25 protein-coding genes and 1 tRNA gene are annotated in these 22760 nt (G+C 33.9%); 14 read left to right on the top strand and 12 right to left on the bottom strand.

Annotated features, from left to right (window positions below):
• The first annotated feature begins 25 nt into the window (after positions 1 to 25).
• Positions 26 to 775, top strand: a complete 750-nt coding sequence (locus E5D58_RS12530; RefSeq protein WP_136482267.1) for a hypothetical protein — start codon at positions 26 to 28, stop codon at positions 773 to 775.
• On the opposite strand, the gene E5D58_RS12525 is transcribed toward E5D58_RS12530, so the two are convergent.
• The gene (locus E5D58_RS12525) at positions 772 to 1257 is read right to left on the bottom strand and encodes a DUF2867 domain-containing protein (RefSeq protein WP_136482265.1); all 486 of its coding nucleotides are present in this window, start codon (positions 1255 to 1257) and stop codon (positions 772 to 774) included. The genes E5D58_RS12530 and E5D58_RS12525 overlap by 4 nt on opposite strands.
• An 82-nt stretch (positions 1258 to 1339) precedes the next feature.
• Between E5D58_RS12525 and E5D58_RS12520 the strand changes: the two genes are divergently transcribed.
• From E5D58_RS12520 to E5D58_RS12505, 4 genes are read left to right on the top strand one after another with little or no spacing between them, the layout of a single operon-like run.
• Positions 1340 to 1960: a TetR/AcrR family transcriptional regulator gene (locus E5D58_RS12520; RefSeq protein WP_136482263.1), complete on the top strand. Its 621-nt coding sequence runs from the start codon at positions 1340 to 1342 to the stop codon at positions 1958 to 1960.
• An 18-nt stretch (positions 1961 to 1978) separates the two neighbouring features.
• Complete coding sequence (gene rsmI, locus E5D58_RS12515) at positions 1979 to 2653, top strand: 16S rRNA (cytidine(1402)-2'-O)-methyltransferase (protein ID WP_136482261.1); 675 nt, start codon at positions 1979 to 1981, stop codon at positions 2651 to 2653.
• A gap of 16 nt (positions 2654 to 2669) precedes the next feature.
• Positions 2670 to 3014: a HopJ type III effector protein gene (locus E5D58_RS12510; RefSeq protein WP_136482259.1), complete on the top strand. Its 345-nt coding sequence runs from the start codon at positions 2670 to 2672 to the stop codon at positions 3012 to 3014.
• A 20-nt stretch (positions 3015 to 3034) separates the two neighbouring features.
• Positions 3035 to 3607: a uracil-DNA glycosylase family protein gene (locus tag E5D58_RS12505; RefSeq protein WP_136482257.1), complete on the top strand. Its 573-nt coding sequence runs from the start codon at positions 3035 to 3037 to the stop codon at positions 3605 to 3607.
• Between the two features lie 95 nt (positions 3608 to 3702).
• Here E5D58_RS12505 and E5D58_RS12500 read toward each other — a convergent pair whose 3' ends face one another.
• Positions 3703 to 4293 (bottom strand): carboxymuconolactone decarboxylase family protein, encoded by a 591-nt coding sequence (locus E5D58_RS12500; protein ID WP_136482255.1) that lies wholly within the window; start codon positions 4291 to 4293, stop codon positions 3703 to 3705.
• Positions 4294 to 4351: 58 nt separating this feature from the next.
• On the opposite strand from E5D58_RS12500, the gene E5D58_RS12495 reads away from it, so the two are divergent.
• Genes E5D58_RS12495 through E5D58_RS12485 form a run of 3 tightly spaced genes read left to right on the top strand, consistent with a single transcriptional unit; the run spans position 4352 to position 7798 of the window.
• Entirely contained in the window at positions 4352 to 4774 is a 423-nt protein-coding gene (locus E5D58_RS12495; protein WP_136482253.1) for an OsmC family protein, read from the top strand.
• 38 nt (positions 4775 to 4812) lie between these two features.
• The gene (gene recJ / locus E5D58_RS12490; RefSeq protein WP_136482251.1) at positions 4813 to 6513 is read left to right on the top strand and encodes a single-stranded-DNA-specific exonuclease RecJ; all 1701 of its coding nucleotides are present in this window, start codon (positions 4813 to 4815) and stop codon (positions 6511 to 6513) included.
• A gap of 16 nt (positions 6514 to 6529) precedes the next feature.
• A complete protein-coding gene (locus tag E5D58_RS12485; protein WP_136482249.1) occupies positions 6530 to 7798 on the top strand; it encodes an MFS transporter in 1269 nt (422 codons plus the stop codon).
• A gap of 3 nt (positions 7799 to 7801) precedes the next feature.
• On the opposite strand, the gene E5D58_RS12480 is transcribed toward E5D58_RS12485, so the two are convergent.
• The 5 genes from E5D58_RS12480 to E5D58_RS12465 form a co-directional block, all read right to left on the bottom strand.
• On the bottom strand, positions 7802 to 8560 hold the full coding sequence (locus E5D58_RS12480) for a UDP-2,3-diacylglucosamine diphosphatase (RefSeq protein WP_136482247.1): 759 nt from the start codon (positions 8558 to 8560) through the stop codon (positions 7802 to 7804).
• A 52-nt stretch (positions 8561 to 8612) separates the two neighbouring features.
• Positions 8613 to 9068, bottom strand: a complete 456-nt coding sequence (locus E5D58_RS12475) for a 6-pyruvoyl trahydropterin synthase family protein (RefSeq protein WP_136482245.1) — start codon at positions 9066 to 9068, stop codon at positions 8613 to 8615.
• 107 nt (positions 9069 to 9175) lie between these two features.
• On the bottom strand, positions 9176 to 9346 hold the full coding sequence (locus E5D58_RS14980; RefSeq protein ID WP_168796684.1) for a hypothetical protein: 171 nt from the start codon (positions 9344 to 9346) through the stop codon (positions 9176 to 9178).
• 27 nt (positions 9347 to 9373) lie between these two features.
• Complete coding sequence (locus tag E5D58_RS12470; protein ID WP_136482244.1) at positions 9374 to 10708, bottom strand: MATE family efflux transporter; 1335 nt, start codon at positions 10706 to 10708, stop codon at positions 9374 to 9376.
• Positions 10705 to 11205 carry a GNAT family N-acetyltransferase gene (locus tag E5D58_RS12465; protein WP_136482242.1) on the bottom strand — a complete coding sequence of 167 codons (501 nt, stop codon included), beginning with the start codon at positions 11203 to 11205 and terminating at the stop codon, positions 10705 to 10707. The genes E5D58_RS12470 and E5D58_RS12465 overlap by 4 nt, the downstream gene beginning before the upstream one ends.
• Before the next feature lie 59 nt (positions 11206 to 11264).
• On the opposite strand from E5D58_RS12465, the gene E5D58_RS12460 reads away from it, so the two are divergent.
• From E5D58_RS12460 to mgtE, 4 genes are all read left to right on the top strand, one after another.
• Entirely contained in the window at positions 11265 to 12059 is a 795-nt protein-coding gene (locus tag E5D58_RS12460; protein ID WP_136482240.1) for a universal stress protein, read from the top strand.
• A 264-nt stretch (positions 12060 to 12323) separates the two neighbouring features.
• Positions 12324 to 12397 (top strand) — tRNA-Ala (locus E5D58_RS12455).
• A gap of 337 nt (positions 12398 to 12734) precedes the next feature.
• The gene (locus E5D58_RS12450) at positions 12735 to 13283 is read left to right on the top strand and encodes a mechanosensitive ion channel family protein (RefSeq protein ID WP_136482238.1); all 549 of its coding nucleotides are present in this window, start codon (positions 12735 to 12737) and stop codon (positions 13281 to 13283) included.
• A gap of 2 nt (positions 13284 to 13285) precedes the next feature.
• Positions 13286 to 14569, top strand: a complete 1284-nt coding sequence (mgtE, locus tag E5D58_RS12445) for a magnesium transporter (protein WP_136482236.1) — start codon at positions 13286 to 13288, stop codon at positions 14567 to 14569.
• Positions 14570 to 14983: 414 nt separating this feature from the next.
• Here the strand turns inward: mgtE and E5D58_RS12440 are convergent, their stop codons facing one another.
• Complete coding sequence (locus tag E5D58_RS12440; RefSeq protein WP_136482234.1) at positions 14984 to 15400, bottom strand: hypothetical protein; 417 nt, start codon at positions 15398 to 15400, stop codon at positions 14984 to 14986.
• Between the two features lie 180 nt (positions 15401 to 15580).
• Between E5D58_RS12440 and E5D58_RS12435 the strand changes: the two genes are divergently transcribed.
• Positions 15581 to 15985, top strand: coding sequence for a hypothetical protein (locus E5D58_RS12435; protein WP_136482233.1), 405 nt, complete (start codon positions 15581 to 15583; stop codon positions 15983 to 15985).
• 20 nt (positions 15986 to 16005) lie between these two features.
• Here the strand turns inward: E5D58_RS12435 and E5D58_RS12430 are convergent, their stop codons facing one another.
• Complete coding sequence (locus E5D58_RS12430) at positions 16006 to 16887, bottom strand: helix-turn-helix domain-containing protein (protein WP_136482231.1); 882 nt, start codon at positions 16885 to 16887, stop codon at positions 16006 to 16008.
• Between the two features lie 140 nt (positions 16888 to 17027).
• Here E5D58_RS12430 and E5D58_RS12425 point away from each other — a divergent pair, with 140 nt between their 5' ends.
• On the top strand, positions 17028 to 17267 hold the full coding sequence (locus E5D58_RS12425) for a hypothetical protein (protein ID WP_136482229.1): 240 nt from the start codon (positions 17028 to 17030) through the stop codon (positions 17265 to 17267).
• Between the two features lie 184 nt (positions 17268 to 17451).
• Here E5D58_RS12425 and E5D58_RS12420 read toward each other — a convergent pair whose 3' ends face one another.
• The 3 genes from E5D58_RS12420 to E5D58_RS12410 are packed head-to-tail and all read right to left on the bottom strand — an operon-like array spanning position 17452 to position 22748.
• A complete protein-coding gene (locus E5D58_RS12420; RefSeq protein WP_136482227.1) occupies positions 17452 to 19128 on the bottom strand; it encodes a glycerol-3-phosphate dehydrogenase/oxidase in 1677 nt (558 codons plus the stop codon).
• A 16-nt stretch (positions 19129 to 19144) separates the two neighbouring features.
• Complete coding sequence (locus E5D58_RS12415) at positions 19145 to 19990, bottom strand: alpha/beta hydrolase family protein (RefSeq protein WP_136482225.1); 846 nt, start codon at positions 19988 to 19990, stop codon at positions 19145 to 19147.
• Between the two features lies 1 nt (position 19991).
• On the bottom strand, positions 19992 to 22748 hold the full coding sequence (locus E5D58_RS12410) for a PD-(D/E)XK nuclease family protein (RefSeq protein WP_136482224.1): 2757 nt from the start codon (positions 22746 to 22748) through the stop codon (positions 19992 to 19994).
• Between the last annotated feature and the right edge of the window lie 12 nt (positions 22749 to 22760).

The following is a 22760-nucleotide window of genomic DNA, read 5'->3' as shown; positions in this document are numbered from 1 at the left end:
TGCAATAATTTAAAAATTATAAACAATGAAGAAGAAGTTAGAATCAGAACTTATTAGTATAGCACAAAGAATTCTTAAGCTTAAGGGGAAAGAGGACGTATTAAAAATGCATGCTGAAGTGTCGCAACTTTACGAGACTATTTCAGTTTTAAAGTTTGCCTATGAAAATTTCGAGGATGATTTTCCTAAAATTGGTAGTGATTCCTCATTTTTTGGAATGCTAGGCAAAGCATTTAATAATAAAGTAAGTGATAATATTGAAGTCGAAGATAAAATTTACATTAACATGGATGATTCGGGGCGTCAAGAAATTACTACCTCAACCATGGCTAAAATTAAGGATATGCTTCAGCATATGCCCGATGAATCAACTAAGTCGTCGTTAGAAACTAACATTGAAGACGCTGTTATAGGTGGAAAAGCGCAGTCTCATGATTTCGAAGAACTAACAGCCGATTTTAAAAATATGCCCGTCTTCGAACCGGTCACTCAAAACCAAAATGGCATTTCTAATGAGAAGAAATCTTTGAATGAGAAACTAAAAGTTGGTGGACTCAATATTGGTTTAAACGATAAAATAGCATTTATTAAACATTTGTTTGAGGGTAAAAGCGAAGATTACGATCGTGTATTATCACAGTTAAATACATTTGTAGCTCATGAAAATGCCGTTAAGTTTATTCAAGAAGTAGTAAAACCTGATTATAATAATTGGGTTGGCAAAGAGGAGTTTGAAGAACGTTTTATGGACATTATAGCTGATAAGTTTAGCTAAACCTTGTAAGCTTGCTTTACCATTTGCTTTACAATTAAAACATGAAAAGGCTTTATTAAATTCATATAAATCTTTCCAAATAGATTATTGTATTTTACTAGGGTAGTTACTTTTATGTTGTGTTGATGCTGTTCTGAATTGAAAACGCTTACTCTAAAGTCTAAATGTTTATCATCCGCACCTAATAAAATTTCATTACTAGCAACACTAAATACTTTAATAAACCCAATACTTTCTCCAGATTTATAATGAGGTTTAAAGTCTTCTTCCATATCGGTTTTTAAACCAAATAGTTTAACTATTGTATTGCGCAAACGCATTAAAAACATCACCCATTTGGGCATGGTTCCAAAAATTAAATGTGTTATGGTTTCTAAAGAATCTTTATGATTTGTAACTGAAAACGTATCGGAAAAATCGATCCTAGAAAGTGCTTTTCTAATAATTTGAGTGTTTGGAGATTGTTCGGTTTTTACAATCATGAATATAAAATTAAGATTAGGTCAAATGTACTAATTTTTTATTAATTAGGTCAACATTACTAAAATTAATATCTTTGATAGCATGAGTAATACTAAAGATAGAATTTTAATAATAGCCTTAGATTTGTTTAATTCTCAGGGTATGGCTAAGGTTACCTTAAGAACTATTGCTAATAAAATGGGTATTAGTCAAGGTAATTTAAACTATCACTATAAAAGGCGAGAAGATATTGTTGAGGCGCTCTACTTTCAAATGGTAGAAAACATTAATGAAGCTGTTAATAATAGTTTTCAGTCTCAAAATTATTTAGAAGCCTTATTTGGTGTTTCTAAAACCATAATGTTTACATTTTATAAGTATCAGTTTTTCTTATTGGATTTTGTTTTAATTATGCGAGAGCATAAAACAATTAAACAACATTATATTAAGCTAATAAAGCAACGAGAATTAGAGTTTTTAAATGCCATTGATATGTTGATTGATGCTGGTTTATTGAGACAGCCCTTGTTTATAAATGAATACAATAATCTATTTAAGCGATTTCAAATTTTAAGTGATTTCTGGATGTCATCAGTGATTGTAGAACAGGGTAAAATCACTAGAGCTTCAGTTAATCAGTATTCAGAAATAACTTATCAGTCTATCTTTCCTTATTTAACTTTAAAGGGGCAAGAACTATATAAGTCAGTATCTTTATCATAATTAAATTAAATAGTTTAAATGAGTAAACTCTATATAGTCCCCACTCCCATTGGAAATTTAAAAGACATCACTTTTAGAGCTATAGAAGTTTTAAATGAGGTCGATTTAATTTTAGCCGAAGATACCCGAACCTCAGGAAAACTTTTAAAGCATTTTGAGATTGCAACGCACATGCAATCTCACCATATGCACAATGAGCATAAAACGGTAGATAGTATAATTCAAAAATTAAAAGCGGGAACTTCGGTAGCGTTAATAAGTGATGCTGGCACACCAGCAATTTCCGATCCTGGATTTTTACTCTCTCGTGCTTGTATTGAACACAATATTGCGGTTGAATGTCTGCCCGGGGCAACAGCATTTGTGCCTGCACTAGTGAATTCGGGATTGCCTAACGATAAATTTGTGTTTGAAGGGTTTTTACCTGTTAAAAAAGGACGCCAAACCAGATTGTTGCTTTTAGCCGAAGAAACCAGAACCATGATTTTTTATGAAAGTCCGCATAAATTAGTAAAAACATTAGGACATTTTTGCGAGTATTTTGGAGAAGATAGAAGTATTTCTGTATCTAGAGAATTAACCAAAATGTTTGAAGAAACCATACGCGGAAAAGCTAAAGAAGTATTAGAATATTATACAAACAAATCACCAAAAGGTGAGATCGTAATTGTGGTTGCAGGAAAAAGTAAATAATTTTAAAATAAAAATAATGACGATAGACGTTTTTAGAAAAAAATTAAAAGAAACCCCTAAACATATTGTGTTTTCTGATACCATGAGTGTTATCGAAGCACACTATAATTTTATACCAACAGCTTTTAAAAACGGTACTTTTGAAAATGCTGAAGGACAAAACTCAGGATCTTGCAAATTGTTTGCATTTGCCAAATTACAAGGTTTAACACAAGACGAAACCTTAGCTTGTTTTGGTCAGTTTTACTTTGAAGATGTCTTGCAAGATCCAGATGGCGATGGGCATCAAAATATAAGAAACTTTATAAAAACAGGATTTGAAGGTTTAAGTTTTGAAAAAGAGCCTTTAACCGAAAAGTAGTTATTCCATAGTTTTTAAACATGAAATTACTTCTGGAGGAAATTAAACAATGTACTATTTGCAAATCATATTTACCACTAGGACCTCGTCCCGTGGTTTCAGCACATCCAGATTCTAAAATTGTAATTATAGGACAAGCACCAGGAACTAAAGTGCATACATCAGGTATTCCTTGGGATGACGCAAGTGGTAAGCAATTGCGTAAGTGGCTCGATGTATCAGTAGACGATTTTTACGATGTTACCAAGTTTGCTATTATTCCTATGGGGTTCTGTTATCCTGGTAAAGGAAAAACAGGCGATTTACCACCTCGGCCAGAATGTGCCCCGCAATGGCACAAACCTCTATTTCATGAACTTAAGCATGTTGAATTGGTGATTCTAATTGGCACGTATGCTCAAAAATATTACCTGCAAAAACAAGCGAAGAAAACCTTAACTGAAACCGTTAAAAGTTATAACGAGTACTTACCAAAATATTTACCCTTGCCACATCCATCACCAAGAAATCGATTTTGGTTAACTAAAAACCCATGGTTTGATGTTGAGGTGCTGCCAGAGTTGAGGAGGCGAGTTAAGGGAGTTATTTTATAGTTGTCATTACGAAGAAGGAACGACTGTAGTAATCTGTTGTTGTATTATGAGATTGCCACAGTAAATTATAAATTTACTTCGCAATGATAAAACATTTAATCATGTTTCCCCTTCTCCCAACCATGTTTCCCTAAATATTGTTCCCCGCTTTCTACGGCCCCTTTTTCAATAGAGGTACCCATACTATCATTCCAACGATTTAAATACCCAAATAAAGAAATTACTCCTAACATTTCTACAATTTCCCCTTCATCCCAATAGTCGTATAGTCGTTTTTTAATGGTTTCATCAACGGCATTTGGTATTTGAGAGGCTGCTAAACTAAAATCTAAGGCAGCACGTTCGGCCTCATTAAAAGCTGGGTGCGTTTTATACTCCCAAATATTATCTAACTGCTCTTGTTCTGCACCATAGCGTTCTGCAGCTCGAATAGCATGGGCCTGACAATATCGGCACCCAGTAGCGTTACTACTTACCCATGCAATCATACGTTTTAATGCCGAAGTTACTCGTCCGTCATTGGCCATAACTGCTTTGTTTAAATTAATAAAGGCTTTACTAATAGCAGGTCTGCGTTGCATGGTAAGTACGGAATTTGGGCAAAACCCTAAAGTTTCATTAAAGAATTCAGCTAATTTTTTAGTCTCTAAATCGTGTTCTGCGGATAATGGTGTTACTAAAGGCATTGTTTATTTTTTTAGTAGTATTTTTGAGACATACAAGAAACAAAAAATAGTTTAGAAAATGGGAAACCAGATTACCACAAAGTGGTTAGGAAACATGCGATTTGAAAGCACAAATCCATCAGGGCATAACTTGTTTATTGACGCAGGAGAAGAGAATGGCGGTAAAGGAGAAGGCTATCGTCCTAAGGCACTTATGCTATCGGGATTAGCTGGCTGTTCCGGGTTGGATGTGGCTGCCCTTATAAAAAAAATGAAACTAGATGTTGAGGATTTCACAATTGAAATTGATGCAAATCTTACAGAAGAACATCCCAAATATTATGATAAAGTAGCAATGCATTTTCATTTTTATGGAAATAAATTAAATGAAAAGAAATTACAAAGAGCAGTTGATTTATCTGTAGAAAAATACTGCGGTGTTATGGAAATGTTTCGTCAGTTTGCAGAATTAGATATTCAAACACATTTTCATAAAAATTAAGTTGCTATTGCCGATTAATCCAATTTTTTCTCTCACAAATGCGTTGGACCTTAAAACCAAAACCTCAACAAGATAAAGTAGAATCTTTGCAAAAGACACTTCAAGTCGATGCCATTACAGCATCACTTTTGGTGCAGAGGGGTATTGAAGATTACGAGGCCGCCAAAAAGTTTTTCAGACCTAGTTTAAAAGATTTACATGATCCATTCTTAATGAAAGATATGGATAAGGCTGTGGCTCGTATTGAAAAAGCTATTAAAAACAACGAAAACATTTTGGTTTATGGGGATTATGATGTGGATGGTACCACTTCGGTCGCCTTAATGTCTTCTTACTTAAAAACTAAACATGGTCTTGTTTACACCTATATTCCCAATAGATACGACGAAGGGTATGGCATTTCATATAAGGGAATAAACTTTGCGCTCGAGAATGATTTTACACTCATTATTGCTTTAGATTGTGGCATTAAATCTGTGGAAAAGGTAGATTATGCCAAAAAACAAGGCATTGATTTTGTTATTTGCGACCACCATAGGCCAGATGATGTTATTCCCAATGCAGCAGCGGTTCTAGATCCAAAACAAGAAGATTGTAATTACCCATATAAAGAACTTTGCGGCTGTGGTGTGGGGTTTAAACTTATTCAGGCCTTGGCATTAAAGGATGGTAAAACTGTAGAAGATTTATTGCCGTATTTAGATTTAGTGGCTACAGCCGTAGGGGCCGATATTGTACCAATTGATGGTGAGAATAGGGTGCTGGCCTATTTTGGTTTAATTGTTATAAATTCAAACCCAAGACCAGGAATAAAAGCTATTCTAGATCAGGTTGAAAAGACCGAATTTACGATTACCGATGTCGTTTTTATAGTAGCTCCTAGGATTAATGCTGCAGGACGCATGAAACACGGTAATTATGCAGTTTCTCTATTAACAGAGGAAGAACCTAAAATGGCAGCCAATTATGCTCGCGAAATTAATGAGTATAATTTAGACCGACGTGAAACAGATAAAAAAATTACAGAAGAAGCCCTTCAGCAAATTGAAGATAAAAAAGAGCAAAACCGTTTTACTACAGTGGTTTATCATGAATCTTGGCACAAAGGTGTTATTGGTATTGTGGCTTCAAGGTTAACAGAAACCTATTATAGACCAACCTTGGTGTTTACTAAAAGTGGTAATAAATTGGCGGCTTCTGCAAGGTCTGTTAGAGGTTTTGATGTGTATAATGCATTGGATGCCTGTAAGGAACACATTGAACAATTTGGAGGACACAAATACGCGGCAGGATTAACACTTTTAGAGGGGAATTATGAAGCCTTTAAACAGGCTTTTGAAAATGAAGTAGCAAAAACAATTGATAGAAACTTATTGACTCCTGAAATTAAAATTGACTCACAAATCGAGCTTAGTCAAATTACCCCTAAATTCTACAGAATTTTAAAGCAATTTGCGCCTTTTGGACCAAGTAACATGACACCTGTGTTTATGACTGAATACTTAAGAGATACAGGTTATGGAAAATGTGTTGGAGAAGATAAAACTCATTTAAGACTCACGGCAATTCAACCCAATAGTACTGCACGATTTGTTTGTATTGGTTTTAGTATGGGTGATAAATATGACCTAATTTCTGAGGGGAAGCCTTTTAAAGCGGTATATTCTGTTGATGAAAACGAATGGCAAGGTAATATAAGTTTGCAGTTAAAACTTAGAGACATTAAAAGGCAAAAGTAAGTTAAACAACAAGTTTATGGTCAAAACAGACCCTTATGCAGCGCTGAGAATAAAGGAATTTAACATTTTTTTGCTGGTTAGGTTACTGCTGGTTTTTGGTTGGTCTATGCAGTTTATTGTTATTGAATGGCAGGTATATAGCTTAACAAAAGACCCATTGTCTCTAGGTATTATTGGGCTTATGGAAATTATTCCTGCATTTTCTATGGCTTTGTTTGCAGGTCATATTGTAGATCAACGAGAAAAGCGAAACCTTTTTGCAACCTGTATTGCGCTATTTTCATTAATTAGTTTGGGGCTTTTCCTTTTAACATGGCCTAAGTTAGTTGCTAATTGGTCTACAAAATCTATTTTATATGGGATTTATGCATTGGTGTTTTTTGGTGGGTTCTTGCGTTCATTTTTTGGGCCAACCATATTTTCGTTAGTAGCGCTTCTTGTTCCTAAAAACATTTACCCCAATGCGGCTACTTGGAGCACAAGTACCTGGAAAACAGCAGCGGTTTTAGGAGCGCTTTTTGGTGGTTTTTCTATTGGTTGGATGGGGGTAGATAAAACGTTGTGCTTGGTATTTGTATTAGTGGCTATTTCATTTGTTATAACATTTCAAATTAAAAAGAAACCTATTCTAAATAAAAAAATAGGGGAACCTGTTAAAGACAGTTTAAAAGCTGGGGTCAAGTTTGTGTTTCATAATAAAGCCATTCTTGGAGCTTTAACGTTAGATATGATTGCGGTTTTGTTTGGCGGAACGGTTACTATTTTATCGGTATTTGCGCAAGATGTTTTAAAGGTTGGGAGTGAAGGATTTGGTGTTTTAAACGCATCTATATCTTTAGGAAGTATTTTAACCATGTTTATCACAACATATATTCCCATAAGTAAGAATACAGGAAAAAAGTTGTTGGTATCTGTATTTATTTTTGGAATTAGTATTATTGGTTTTGGATTGTCTTCGCTATTTTGGTTGAGTGTTTTAATGTTGTTTATAAGTGGTGCTGCCGATGGTATTTCTATGATTATTCGTCAAACTATTCTTCAGCTTAAAACCCCAGACGATATGCGCGGACGAGTCTCTTCAGTTAATTCCATGTTTGTTGGCTCGTCTAATGAATTGGGTGCTTTTGAAAGTGGTTTAGCCGCCAAAATTATGGGCCCAGTTACTGGTGTTGTCTTTGGTGGATGTATGACTTTATTAACGGTGTTGGTAATTGGAAAGAAAAATACGGTTTTAAGAAATTTAGACTTAACGGAAGATATGGAAGTTAAACTAAAAGATGGCTAGTTCTTATTTTTTGTATTCCTTTAGTTCCATGGTTTCTCCATCGAAAACTCCAAATGTAAAATACTGAATCCAATCACCCAGGTTAATATATTTAGAATGTGCATTGAGGTCAATATTTAAAGGTAAGTGCCTATGTCCAAATACAAAGTAATCACGATGTTTATCTTTTAGCTTTCGTTTACAATACTGTACCAGCCATTCGTTGTCTTCTCCCAAAAACTTGGCGTCATCATCACCAGAGATAAGCTTATTTTTAACTGATAGGTGTTGAGCCATTCGTACTCCTAAATCTGGATGTAACCAACGAAATAGCCATTTACAAAATGGGTTTGTAAATACTTTTTTCATGCGTTTATAGCCTTTATCTCCGGGGCCTAAGCCATCGCCATGACCAATAAAAAAAGATTTCTTATTAAATGTAAATTCTTGAGGTTTGTGGTAAACGGGAATGTTTAGTTCTTCCTCAAAATAGCCATTCATCCATAAATCATGATTTCCAACAAAATAGTAAATAGGAATTCCAGAATCACTTATTTCTGCAAGCTTACCAAGAGTCCTTGTAAAACCTTTGGGTACAACGCGCTTATATTCCATCCAAAAATCAAACATATCGCCTAGTAGAAAAATAGCTGCGGCATCCTGTTTTATTTCATCTAACCAGGCAACAAATTTCTTTTCACGAGGGCGTGAAGCTTCGAGAGTGGGTGCACCAAGGTGGTTGTCTGAAGCAAAATATATTTTTTTACCCTTTGGAATTTGCATGCCGTAAATATAATAATTACTTAGTAGGCAGGCATAGTATCACTGTCCTTTCTTAATTGTTATCATAGGAGTACCATTCTGCAAAGGAGGTATCTGTTTCCTGTAGTTTTAATGAGTGCAGTTTAATATGATTGGGTAAACGTAATTTTATTTTTTTAGCGAAGTCAAGTACCATCATTTCACTAGTAGGTTGGTAGTCTACTAAAAGTACATTGTGACCTCTTTTTTCAAGTTCGTTAGCAAGCTCAACGTGAGGCGTGTTTTTATTAAAAACGGTAGCATGATCAAACACGTTTACAATTTCTTCTTTTACGATTTTTTTTAAATCTCCAAAATCTATAACCATTCCAAACTTAACATGGGTGCGGTCTGTAATAGGCTTGCCGATAACCGTTACTGAAAGTTTATAACTATGGCCATGAACATTTTTACACTTCCCATCGTACCCATATAGAGCATGACCCGTTTCGAAAGAAAATTGTTTAGTGATGCGAATTTTATTACCCATTATCTTCTTTTTCTTTTGTTTACAAAATATACAATAATTAAAACGAGAGCTAGTAAAAGAAACAATCCGTTTCCGCTAACAAAAGACATAATATCCATAATGACAGTTTATTGATTCTTTTTTTTGTTATATCTGTATAATAAATACGCTAAGGCAACAAGAACAACAAATGGAATCATAGACCCAATAAACACCCCAATTTCATAACCTTTATCTGGGGCGTTTTTAATTTTTTCTTCAATATTTACTTGTTGAAGACAGGCAATAAATAGTTTCATTATTGTTTTTTATGCTGTCATGCAAAGTTAGTCGTTTTGTGCTAGTGGCAAAAAAAGTTGTCTGAATTTTATAATGAGTGGGACACCTCTGGCAATAACCCAAAAGGTAATTCCAATAAATATGGCATGGAGTTTATAATCTAAGGAATCCAACCAAAAGAGAATGGGAAGGAAAACTAAAAAAGTTGAAAATAGAAGCACATTTCTCAAAAACTTCATCTTGCCAAGGCCTTTAAAAATACCATCAAAAATAAACGCTATGGTACAAAGTGGCTGCATGAGTAAAACAATCCAAAACACATCGTAAAAGGCTTCTAAAACTTTTGGTTCTTTAGTGAATATTCGTCCAATGGGAACATATACAATGGCCCCTACTATGGCTAAAAAGGCACCAATAATAACGGCATATTTTATGAGCTTATTGCTAAGTAAGATTAAAGAAGCATAGTCTTTGGCGCCGTAGAGTTTTCCAGATAGAATATTTCCTGCACTGGCATAGCCATCAACAATAAAGGCACCTAAAAACCAAAGATTAATGGCAATAGTATAGGCCGCGATATATTCAGCACCATAGCTCGTGGCGTAAGCACTGGCAAAATAGAGCGTTACATTTAAAGCAATAGTTCTTACAAAAAGATTTAAAATCATTAGGATAAAACGTTTTATTTCTGCATTAAATGGAAAACTAGGTTTTAAGGGAATATTGGTTTTTTTCAACAAATAAAAAGCAGAAAGTGCCGCCATAAGCATTTGCGCAATAACGCTGGCATAAGCAGCGCCTTCTATGTGCATGGCGGGGATATAGTCTTTGACACCGTATACCAAGATAATATCTAGAAGGATATTTGATACGGCCCCTATAATAGCTATTACCATAGGGTAAAAGGTGTTTTGTAAGCCTCTAAAAGCTCCAAAAACAGCTATAGTAAAAAGTGTAAAAGGGAAGCCTAGAACCCTTATCTTGTAATAAACAACACTGTAGTCAAGAATTAAATCTGAGGCGTTATATAATTTGAAAATGGATCTTGCTAAGGGGAAAGTACCTAAAATAATTAAAACACTTAAAGAGGTAATTATAAAAATAGCTTGAGAAGGCAGGTTTTTAATAACCTCTAGTTTATTAGCACCTACATATTGTGAAACAATTGATGAAATGGCACTTCTGGTTTGTCCAAGTACCCAAATAAGCATGGATATAAATGTGGTCACAATACCTACAGCGGCAAGAGACTCGGTGGCATTTACTTCAATATTTCCAACTATTGCAGCATCAGTTAAAGACAATATAGGTTCTGACACCCCCGAGATTAATGCTGGTATAGCAAGTTTATTGATATGTTTTAAGCTAAGGTCTGTATTCAAAGGACAAGTTCGTAACAGTGAAACGGGTGCTCACTTTGTTTTGGGAAATAGATATCACCTAGTTTTTTGTAACCACGTTGTTCATAAAATTGTTGGTTTCTAAAGTTTTTAGAAAAGGTATCTAAGCGTATAGAAATAGCATTATGCCTTTTTGCAAATGTCTCTGCATAGTCCATAAGCTTTTGAGCATAACCTTGCCCTTGGTAATCTGGATGAACAGCTAAACGGTGAATGTAAATATTGGTTGTGTTGGGTGTAATCCATGAAATAGGATGATATTCTTCGTCCATTAACCACGAAATTGTTATACAGCCCTGAACCTTGTTGTTAATATCTAAAACGTAAAGTTCTTCTCTTTTAATGTCTTGAAAAAAAGCGTTTTCATTAGGGTAAAGAGCGTTCCATTGATAAATGTTGTTTTTTATCATATGTGTAGCACAGGCTTTGGTAACTTCTAATATATAGACTATATCTGAGACCGTTGCTTTTCGAATCATTTAAATATTTTACTTTTGCATCAAATTTATTGTAATTTTAGATTAAACGCTCTGTTGTTATGAAGAATATTTTAGTTCCTGTTGGGTCATCAAAAAATGCCTTAAGTCATTTACAGTATGCTGTAGATTTTGCAAAATCTTTCGATGCCAAGCTTTTTGTGGTACAAGTATATAATGTATATACAAAGGCAGGAACCATGGTAAAAGTGGATGATATTATAGAAAGAGAGAGTTTGGAGTTTTTAAATGGGTTAGTCTCTAAAATCGACACTAGTCATGTTAATGTGGTTGTTAAGGTTTTAAAGGGTAAATTGATTGATACCTTAGAATTGGCCTGTAAGGCAGCCGATATAGATTTGGTTTTAGTGGAGCCTAAGGCTACATCCATAAAAGATGAGGTTTATTTAGGAAAAACTTCTGGAAAAATTATTAAGCAAATGGATGTGCCGGCGTTAATTGTTCCTGAAGATTATAAATTCAAGCCACCATCAAGTATTTTGATGGCTGTAAAATCGGCCATAATAAAAAAGGAGAATGTTTTAAGTCCTTTAGAAACTTTAAAGAACACATTTAAGACTATAATTGATTTATTACTTGTTAAAACGCCCTATTACATGGATGGCGATTTTGATGTAAACGCGTCTCTTAATGGGTTAATAACAACTATTACAAAAACCAATAATGCCACGACCTTTCAAGGCGTTTTAGAACATTTTCAATCGCATAATCCCGATATGTTGTGTGTGGTACGCCGTAAAAGAGGGTTCTTTGCTAAAAAATGGGAGAAGAATACGATTTTGAAAAAGGATTTTCATAGTAGTATTCCTGTTTTGGTGTTAAGTGGGTTAAAATAGAATTATACTTAATTTATTACCTATTATGTAAGTCGTCTTGGTTTTAAGTTAAACTTTCAACGGTTTTGTTTTTATTGATATTAAATAGAACATTTTTAAGATTTTAAAATAATACCCATGATTTGATTTTAAGCAATAAAATAACATGTTGTTTTGAGTATTAAACATATAGCTTTGCTACCATAACAATAAATATATTGATAAGCCCATTTTTATAATGAGTTTTGTTACGAAATGTATACATTTGTATTGTTCTTAAGTAATGGGGATGTAGCTCAGTTGGCTAGAGTGCTTGACTGGCAGTCAAGAGGTCACGGGTTCGAATCCCGTCTTCTCCACAGAAATAAAAAAGGCTTTTCTTAATGGGAAAGCTTTTTTTGGTTTAATTATCTTTCAAGAATTACCAAAGTTTCAAAAGATCAAAAACATTCTCCTTTTTTATTTAGGTCATTTTCATGTAAAAAGTGTTTTGCTTTTATAATCCAAACATGCTATAATCATATTTTTAAGATGTGTTTTGTTAAAAAAAATGAAACTTCAAACTAATAGCTAATTTCTATCAAATTTTTTATTCCATGCTATTTGTCTAATTTAGAGATATGATAATGGTGTTGCTATTTTGTGGTACTGTTTACTATTTCAAGCAACACTTTTATTCTATAAAAAAATCGATCTATGGAAATATATCAAACGAAAATTATTGAATCACTCATTGTTATTGCCATTTTTGTGGTATTGAGAATTTTGATCAATCAGCTCATAAACAAAACACTAATTAAAAAGGTGGTTTTAAAATCGAGAAGTCGACTCATTAGGCGCTCCATAAATTTAATTAATTCCCTGATTTGTCTGATTCTATTATTGATAATTTGGGGTGTAAATCAATCGGATATCGCTGTTTTTGTAGGGTCTGTGCTAACCATTGTTGGTGTTGCTTTTTTTGCCCAATGGTCCCTTCTTTCAAATATAACTTCGAGCATTATCATATTTTTTGGGCATACGGTGAAAATAGGAGATCACATTTCCATTATGGAAACCAAAGATTATGAGATACGTGGCGAAGTAGTGAACATTGGGTTGTTTTTCATAAAAATAAAACTTATTGATACGCTTGATGAAATCACTATGCCAAACAATATTTTCATTTTGAAAACCGTGAGGAAGATACATTCTGTTTCAGAAGAAATTAAGCAGGAATCCATTTCTAATAAAGCCAGTTTATAACCATGTTAAATCAAGAATTTTCAACCAAAACATTTAAAGAAATTGCCAATAATTTGGAGAATGAGCCTATGGAGGATCTTGTTTCTTTTTTAGAAACCTCGACTCCGGCCACTGCTCAACACGTGTTTTTCGAATTATGCCGCCATGTGGTGGTCGATGTTTTTCCATTGATAAGTGATGAGGCATTCATAAAGATATTTTCAAAATCGGATACGCATAGGGCGGCACGTATCTTATCTGCCCTAAATCGTGATGAAGTAGATGAAAAGTTAGGTTTACTCTCCAAGGTTACTGCACGTGAAATCAAAGATTTTTTGGCATACGATGAAGATACCGCTGGCTTCCTTATGGAAACCCTTTTGGCTACCTTTTCTAAAGAAGACAGGGTGGAACAGGTGATTGATAAGCTACGAAAAATTGGGAACAGAAAGATTCTAACCATTTATATTTTAGATGATGAGGAAAAACTTGTAGGTAGAGTTCCGGTAAACTATTTAGCGGTTGCTCAACCAGACCAGCAACTTGATGAACTCATGTATGAAGCCCATAGTGTGCATGCTACGGCTACTAGAGCGGAGGTGTTGAAAGCCATTGCAATGTATGCGCTGTTACAACTACCGGTTGTTGATATTAATAATAATTTACTAGGCGTGATTAGAAATGATACGCTTATTACAACATCAAGGGAAGAAGCTAGTGAAGATTTGCAAACCATGTTTGGTGCTGGGAAAGAAGAACACGCGTTATCTAAACCATTTTTTGCGGTAGCCAAGCGTTTACCGTGGTTACAGATTAATTTAGTGACTGCTTTTTTGGCTTCCATGATTGTTGGATTATTTGAAGATACTATTGCAAGAATAACCATTTTAGCGGTGTTTCTACCCGTGGTTGCCGGCCAATCTGGTAATACAGGTTCTCAGGCCTTGGCAGTTACCATAAGAGGTTTGGCCTTGAGGGAAATTAGAATTGGACAATGGTTGCGAGTGGCTAAAAAAGAACTTGCAGTTGGGTTTATAAATGGCATAGCCGTGGCCATTACAACAGGTATTGTGGTTTATTTTTGGGCAAATTCTTTTGGTATAGCTCTGGTAATTGGCATTTCAATGATACTTTCAATGGTTATTGCTGGTTTTTCAGGGGCTATTATTCCCATTGGATTAAAAGCCATAGGTCAAGATCCTGCAACATCATCATCAATTATTTTAACAACGGTAACCGATATTTGTGGGTTTCTGAGTTTTTTAGGACTGGCTTCAGCCTTATCATCTGTGTTAGGAATTGTGTAACTCGACACATGAGTTCGTGCCTTTGTTTATAACTCAATTATCAAAGGTACAAAGGTACATTTATTAGCGTTGGAAATATAATATCATAAAATAGTGCACTAAGAAATAAGTGGCTAGCAAAAACAAACCCTTAAATATCTGTGGGGTGCTATAAAGCAGTAGAAAAAAGAATGGTTTTCTTTTTGCTTAAAATTTGAGATTAATTATTATTTGAAATACTGTACGCTCCAGAAGTTAGTTTAACAATGCCTACCTCACAGGTTATCTTAAAACCCTTAATGGGATTTTACTAATTAATGATAATGCTTATTTCTCTTAACTGGCAGTCAAGAGGTCACGGGTTCGAATCCCGTCTTGTCCACAACAAAAAAGACGTTCATTTTTTGAACGTCTTTTTTGTTTTTATAGATGCTATTAATTTTTAATAACAGGAACTTCAATAGTTAAGAATATGTCTTGTCCATCGGCATCTTCTCCTTGATAAAACTTAAAAATATAAGGCTTAGACTGCAGAGCTTGCACAGGTATTGAGAAAGTTGTTTCTCTAATATTTAAAGTACACGGAACACCATCATCAACATGTGCAATAGGATAAATAATCCTTGATGTTTCTTCATAGAAGTAGTCGTATTGATTGTAAAAATAGTAACAACTATTGGGTAATTCTATGGTAACCTTAATTCTATAAGTATTTCCATAAACAAATTCGTCTGGAAGTTCTGCGCTTACAACATTTACATACTCCAAGTGGTATTCATGGTCGTTACTGTCATCAGTACTACATCCAAATATTAAAAAGCCAATTAGAAAAAGGGAAATAAATTGTTTCATTACAAATTTTTAACGAAAATAAAGATTTGCAAAAGTATACTGCGTGACATGAAATGTCATATATCAGGCTAAAGTCGTTAAGCCTACTTCTTTAAAAGCGGTTTGGTTTATTCGACATAAAATGTCGCATGTAATATTGTTCCTTCAATGTAATTTTGTTAGACTAAATAACAGAGATATATGTTTAGTTTGGTTAACAAAAAAAAACGTTTTGGGTTTGAAAGGCATCCAAGGGTTATCTACTTTGGAAGAGGTTTATCCGTTAAACAAAAGGCAGCGATGGCTCATGTTTTTTTTCATGTTTTAAGAGCCGATACATCTCCAAATCTTAAAATGTACGACTATGTTTATGGTCAGTTTCAACTTATTGGATTTGGGATTAGATCTAAGTACATGGAGACTTATGAAGATAGTAATATTGAAGACAGTTTTAAACTGGTAAAAAAGTTAAGTCTTGAGCAAAAAAAATGGTTCGCCAGTGCCTTAAATGGCATGTTGTATGAAATTGGGGAGAAACCATCTTTTAAACATATACAGAACTATTTAAAGGTTGGAGAGCAAACCTTAAATCCGTTTATCAAATAATTTTACACACTTAAATCGTTTCAACTTAAATCTGAAAGGAACTTGACATAGTCGCCTTCAATAAATCTAGGTGGATGTTTTAGTCCCTTTTTTTGCTGAAGCTCTTTGTCTTCCCAAATAATTTTTAAACCCACTTCTAAACTTAAATAGTAGCTGTCTTCCCGCTCAGTATAACTACAGATTAAGTAGTTTTTGTTTTTTAAATCTCTAAAGAATCTCATGAAATGAGCGATAATATAAAAAATAGTATCATTACAGTCTCCAGTAATATTGTATCTGTAGAAAATGGGACGTTCCGAGCGTTTATAATCAATTAAATCTTTTGATCGTAAGTCTTTGTTGGTAAGCTCTCTATTGCGCAGTTTTAAATAAGTAGCTTCAGAAATCGGAAGTACAATGCAATGACCAGCATAGTAACCAGCTTTTCCCGTGAATATATAGTTTAACTCTGGTAACAACCTTATGGCTTCTTTTATTAAATCATGATTAACGTAATTAGACTCGTGTTTTTCAGTGGTAATAAACTGATCTAAATGCTTAATATCATAATCAAAATCAATGCTTCTTAAGTTCGAAGACCTAAGGTTAATTTGATCTTTAAACCAACTTAATTTAGGCAAACTATTTGTTTGTTTTGAAAGTGAATATTTCCGGGTATTAAAGTTGTAGAAAGTAGGAATTGGTACAGTAGCATTTAAGTTATGAATAAGTTGGTAAGGCAGTAGCGTGGATAAAACGATATCTTCTTCTTTTTCAGATTTTATTAAAGTTAGGTTTTTTTCCCATCGTTGTATGGTCCGCAGGTCAACTCCTAAAATAAGGGCAAATTCAGACTGGGACAGGTCGTTATACGTTCTGTAATCAATAAAAAGGGCCCCTATGGAGTCATATCTTTGCATCATAGCAACAAGAGTTTGCCTTGTAAATATAATAAAATGCGTTATTTCCGACATGATATGTCATATTAAATACCCTGTTAAATAACTAGTTTTGACTAATAAACTAGCTAATTGTGTCCGTGCTTTTATTGAAACTAAAAATAATGCAAGGTGTTTTAAACAAAGACCCTATTAAAAACAGGGCGCAATTACAAACTGTTTTAGCTCTTGAAAAGTTGTTTATGCAGATAAATTTTGGGAGCGAAGAAGTTCCAGATTACTCGATAGATAAAACGTTAATACTCTTAAACGATATTAAGGGATCGGTCTTGTCGCATGATGAAACAAAATTATTAAAGGTACTTTTTAAGGATGAATCATTATTAGGACATTTAATGTCGTAAGGTTTATGCAGTAACCGCTGTAACTTTGTTGAGCAATGGATATAAAATTGTAAAGGTTAATATTTTGGTTTTTGATTACAATTAAAAATTTAAAGAAAATGGAGCTGGATTAATAGCAATGATGAGGTTTGATTTTTGATTGATGGCAACGTGAAAGCGTTGCCTCTTTTTTTGCTTTTTAAGGCTAAAATTCTTCATTGTAGAAACGTGTGGCGTCCTCTTGAAGAATTTTTATCTGTTCCTTTTCAGAAGCTATGCGTTTTGCGTCCCATTCTAAGTAGTTTATACAGTCATTTAGAGCGATTTTTAAATGCTTTTTCATGTTGTAGATATCAAAATACAGCATCCCAGTACGGCGTACAAAGAAATCAGCTAAGCTGTTTGTCATTTCATAATGGATACTATACCAAAGTTCTGCACGAATCAAGTTTTCACGAGAACAGGTACTGTTAAATTCGTTCGATTTTTTAATGATTACATTAGCCTGTTTCCCGTAAGTAGTGCATAAATATAACGGGTAAAAACTATTTGTAACTCCTTTTGATTGTAAAATTTCCTCAAGCTCTTTTTGATAACGTTTTACTTCGGTTGTGTTTTCAAGTCGAGGTGTCACCAAAGGAATTTTATCTGTTGAAGATTTTTTTAGGTGTTCCTTACACGCTTTATTCAAAGTTTTTAACACGGTTTCAATAACACGCTGTGCCATGCGCCTGTAACCCGTAAGTTTTCCGCCTGCGATGGAAATTAGCCCACTATCAGAAATAAACAATTCATCTTTTCTTGATAGCTCTGCAGGGGCCTTGTTGTCTTCATGTATTAACGGGCGTAACCCAGCCCAATGGGATTCAATGTCTTCAATGTTTAACTGAACACTAGGGAAGGTACGATTAATAGCTTGTAAAAGATATTCAGCATCATTTTTAGTAACAATAACACGATCTAAGCTTCTATGATAATTAGTATCTGTGGTACCTACATAGGTTGTTCTTCCTCTCGGAATAGCAAATACCATTCTTCCATCTGGAGCATCAAAATACAAGGCTTGCTTTATTGGTAGTTTTTCAAAAGGGAAAACGACGTGTACGCCTTTAGTTAGCTGCAAATAGTTAGAGCTTAAAGATTGATCTAGATTGCGTATGGTATCTACCCAAGGACCTGTTGCCGAAACATAGCTATGAGCTTTAATCTTGAGTATATGCCCTGTATTGAGGTCTTTGCAAATTAGGTTTTTTATTTTTGAGTGACTGTCATATTCAAAGGCTTGCATGTTACAGTAATTGACAATTACTGCACCCAAAGAAGCCGCTTTCTTTAAGATTTCAAGGGTCAACCTAGCATCATCAGTTCTGTATTCTGCGTAATAGCCACCGCCCAAAAGAAGATTGTTGTTTAGTAATGGTTCTTTTTTGAAGGTTTCTTCTTTGTTTAGCATACGCCTTTTGTCGTTTCCCTTCACACCTGCTAAAAAATCGTAAACTTTAAGTCCTATAGACGTCATCAATTTTCCATAAGTACCGCCTTTAATTAAAGGTAATAACATTTTCTCTGGTGTTACAAGATGAGGTGCTAGATTATGAATTATAGCACGTTCAGACCCCGATTCTCTTACAAGCCCTATTTCAAATTGTTTGAGATAGCGTAAGCCACCATGAATAAGTTTTGTTGACTTGCTACTAGTGCCAGAGGCAAAATCGTTTTTTTCAATTAAGCATACTTTAAGTCCTCTAGAGGCTGCATCTAAGGCAATTCCTGCTCCAGTGATCCCGCCTCCTATAATGGCCATATGGAACGTCTCGTTTTCTAGCTGTTCAAGGTGAGCCTTTCTGCTTAGAATAGAAAATGGGGTTGTTGTTTTAGGCATGTGTGTAGGTTACATATCAAGATTGGATTAAAAATGCTAGTATAGTCTTAATTGCCTCGTTTAATTGAGCAGGAAGCTCTTCCTTGGTCCAAGGGTGTGACGCACCAAAAACATGATTAGCACCGTCAATAACAATAAATTTACTTTGTGGTTGCCATTCATGAAGGTTTTTTGCTTCATCAATCAGAACACTAGTATCTTGGTTTCCATGAATGATTAAGTAAGGCGTTTGTAAATTGGAAACGGCTCTTTTAATATTTAAGCGTTCTTCATTGTTTTTATAGTCTTCATAAAATTGATAAAAATGTGGCATTTGTTGCTTAGTACGTCCGTTTAATACGTATTTAACACCTTGTTTTTTCCAATCTTCTAAATCGCCAATCGTAGCGGTTCTCTTTCCAAAATCGCATACGCCAGCAAGACTAATTACTTTTGTAACTCTGGAATCTTCTTCAGCTTTTATGGTTACAATACCACCCGCTCTGCTGTGTCCAATAAGTGTTACCTTATCAAGATTTATGTTCTCTTTAAAACGAGGTTCCGAATGAATCCAATTAATAACAGAGGAAAGGTCGTCAAGCTCTTTGGTGTAATTATTATTTCCAAAAGCTTCCAAATCTGGAAAATCAATGGGTTGTTCTATAGTACCTCCATTATGTGAAAAATTAAATTTTATAAAGAAAAAATTGTTTTGGGCAAACGCTTTAGCCATTAAGTCCCAGGCTCCCCAATCTTTAAAACCCTTGTATCCATGACAAAAAATAACAACAGGTTTTTGTTTATGGTTGTTATTATAATAAACATCCGTAAGAATGGGTTTTTTATGGCTTCCTGAAACAATAATATTTTTGGTAATAGTCATACTAAATTTCTTTTTCAATAAAATTAATTTCTGGATTGCATATGTCTGAAATTAGATTTTTCAGCTCTTCTTCAAAGGCTTCTAATGTATCTTGAGTAATCATGGTATGTTTTGTTCTAGAACGCGGGCTGTCTTTTTTTGAAAATTTTATAAATCCAGAGTTTAGGCTTTTAAAACTTATAATTCCAGCCTCTATTGGAAGGCTAATTTGACCCGATTTATACATCATATAAGCGTAAGACAATACTTGAAAACTTTTACTATATTTTTTGTAATCTGATGTCAATTCGCCCCAATTTACAATTTCAACTTGACCTGGACTAACACTACCTGTCTTGTAGTCAATTATTCTAGTAATACCATTAACTTCATCCACTCTGTCTATTTTTCCTTTTAGGGCGATAGGGTAATTAAGATTTGAAATATTCAGTTTAATTTGGTTATCAGCTTCTATAGCAAGTATCTTAATGTCGTTTCCAGATTTAATAGATTTTTCCTCAAAATCAAGAAAGTTAGCGACATACCTTTTAGCTATTTCATAAATGATTAAATTTTTACCTTTAGTAATATCCCCTTCTTTGTATTCATTTTGAAAGTAGTAAGTTACCCGTTTATGTATTTTTGTCTTCATTTGTTTGATAACTTCCAAGCTTAAATATGTTCCTTCTAAAGGTTTGTAAAATTCTTCAAGGGTATTATGGACTACGGTTCCCAAAGTATTAAAAGCTATCGTTTCTTCGACGTCATTAGATTCTCCTATCTTTAATATTTTTTGATAATAAAAATCCATGGGGTTTCTAATGTAATTAGTTAACGAGGACGGTGAAAACCCGTTTTTAGCCATGTCAATAATGGCTTGATGCAAGGCTGGTGTTTTTTTTACTTCGCTTAAACGTTGTTCAATAATAGGGATTTTAGGGGTAATGATTTGATGATTTAAAGTACGAATTTGCTCTAATTCCAATTGCGTAATAAATCTACTTTTTTCTCCACCAGTAAGAACATCTGCTTCCGTATTGTAAAGAATATATATGTTTTTGGCGCGTTGTAGGAGTCTGTAAAAATGATAGGTATAAACAGCATCCTTTTCTTTATAAGTAGGTAATGCATGTTCTAGTTTTACATCAAAAGGAATAAACGAATTATTACTTTTTCCTGAAGGGAGAATACCTTCGTTTACTGACGAGATAATTACGGTTTCGAAATCTAGAACTCTCGATTCTAGCATTCCCATAATTTGAAGACCTTGTAACGGTTCTCCTTGAAAATCTAGAGATTCTGTTGCTAAAAGGTCTTTATAAACATTGTACAGTGTATGCAAATCTTTTATGTGCTTATATTTTGAGTTAAGTCTAGAAACTTCGTTAAATAGTTCGTTAAACCTAAAAAGATATTCTAAGCTAAGAAGATTTGACTGTTTGTCTTTATCCAAAACATCCTTTATTAGCAAGATGAGTTGAAAGCAATTTTTTAAAGCATTGTTAATGGATTGCCCCCAATTTGAAAATAATAAGTTTATAATAGTCTCACATTTTCTAGCTATCTGAGTGATTCTAGAAACATTTAGATAAGCAATATTATTATGTTCAATAGACTCGATAATTTGAGAGGCATAATCTATACCGTCTATGTTTAAAAGTGGCCTAATAAATTGATTGGAAATAATGTTAATAACATCCTTAAAATAGAATGTTTTTGTCGTGCTTTTGTGAAGTTTAAATAGTGCTTCAAACAGGGAGCCTAAGGGGATAGATCCCAACGGAAGCCCCATTGTTATATTTAATGAGTCAATACCTTTTGGTATGGAGTTTAATACTGGTATAAGAAGGCTTTCATCACCCAGTACTACAGCTGTATTCTGTAAAGCATTTGTTTGATTTTTAAGTGTTTTTAATAAAGAACCAATATGTTTAGCCTGACCTATATTTTTAGGAACTCCAAAAACACCTATTGTTTTTGGGTTAGAATAGTTTCCTGTTGGCCAATTAAAAGGTGCTTTTTCGAAATATTTCCAATTATTTAGATGCTTTCTAATAAATAATCCTGCATCGTGTTTTTCATTTTTCAGAAATGTTTTGTCTATGTCCCAATATATTTGGGCTAAATTGTGCTCAAGTAGTTCTTGAATAATATGTTCTTCGCAGGTGTTTAATGCGTTAAAACCCAAAAAGACATAATGCTTTTTAGGGTTGTTTGTTATGTAAGAACTTAAATTTTTAACAGCTTCACGATAAACGAGCCCTTGGTAACCTATTTGTTTTTGTTTTAAATTATGCGTGAAATCTTTATAGTAGAGAGGTAATGTATTCCAAAAGGCCAAATATTTTTTAACAAAATCTGTTTTATGTTCTTCTAAAGACCAGTGTTTTAAATCTTCAATAGCATGTAGGTAGTTAAAGATTTGTTCCTGGGGAATGAGGTATCGATCTATTTCATTGAAATCTTGAAGCAATATTTGAGACCATTTTGAAAAAACTTCGAATGAATCTTGATCGTTTTGGCGAGTTAAGTTCAAATAGGAATCATAGAACTCAAACAACAGTTCGGTATTTGAAACTGTTTTTAATTGTGACACCACTTCTACAAATTCTTCAATACTTAGTATGTTTGGTGAAAAAATTGTTTGATCCAGAACATGTGGTAATTGATGCTTTAAAAAAAGGCCAGCACGTTTGCTGGGTAGTATAAAGGTTAGTTTAGAGAAGTCTTTGTTTTGTTTTTTTAAATCTTTTAAGACGTCAAGAATAAAAGTGCTCATAGCATAAAAATA

The organism is Cognatitamlana onchidii, from assembly GCF_004804355.1.
GTDB classification, from domain to species: Bacteria; Bacteroidota; Bacteroidia; order Flavobacteriales; family Flavobacteriaceae; genus Cognatitamlana; species Cognatitamlana onchidii.
The sequence above is the reverse complement of the archived record's forward strand: the minus strand, read 5'-3'. Positions and strand labels throughout refer to the sequence as shown.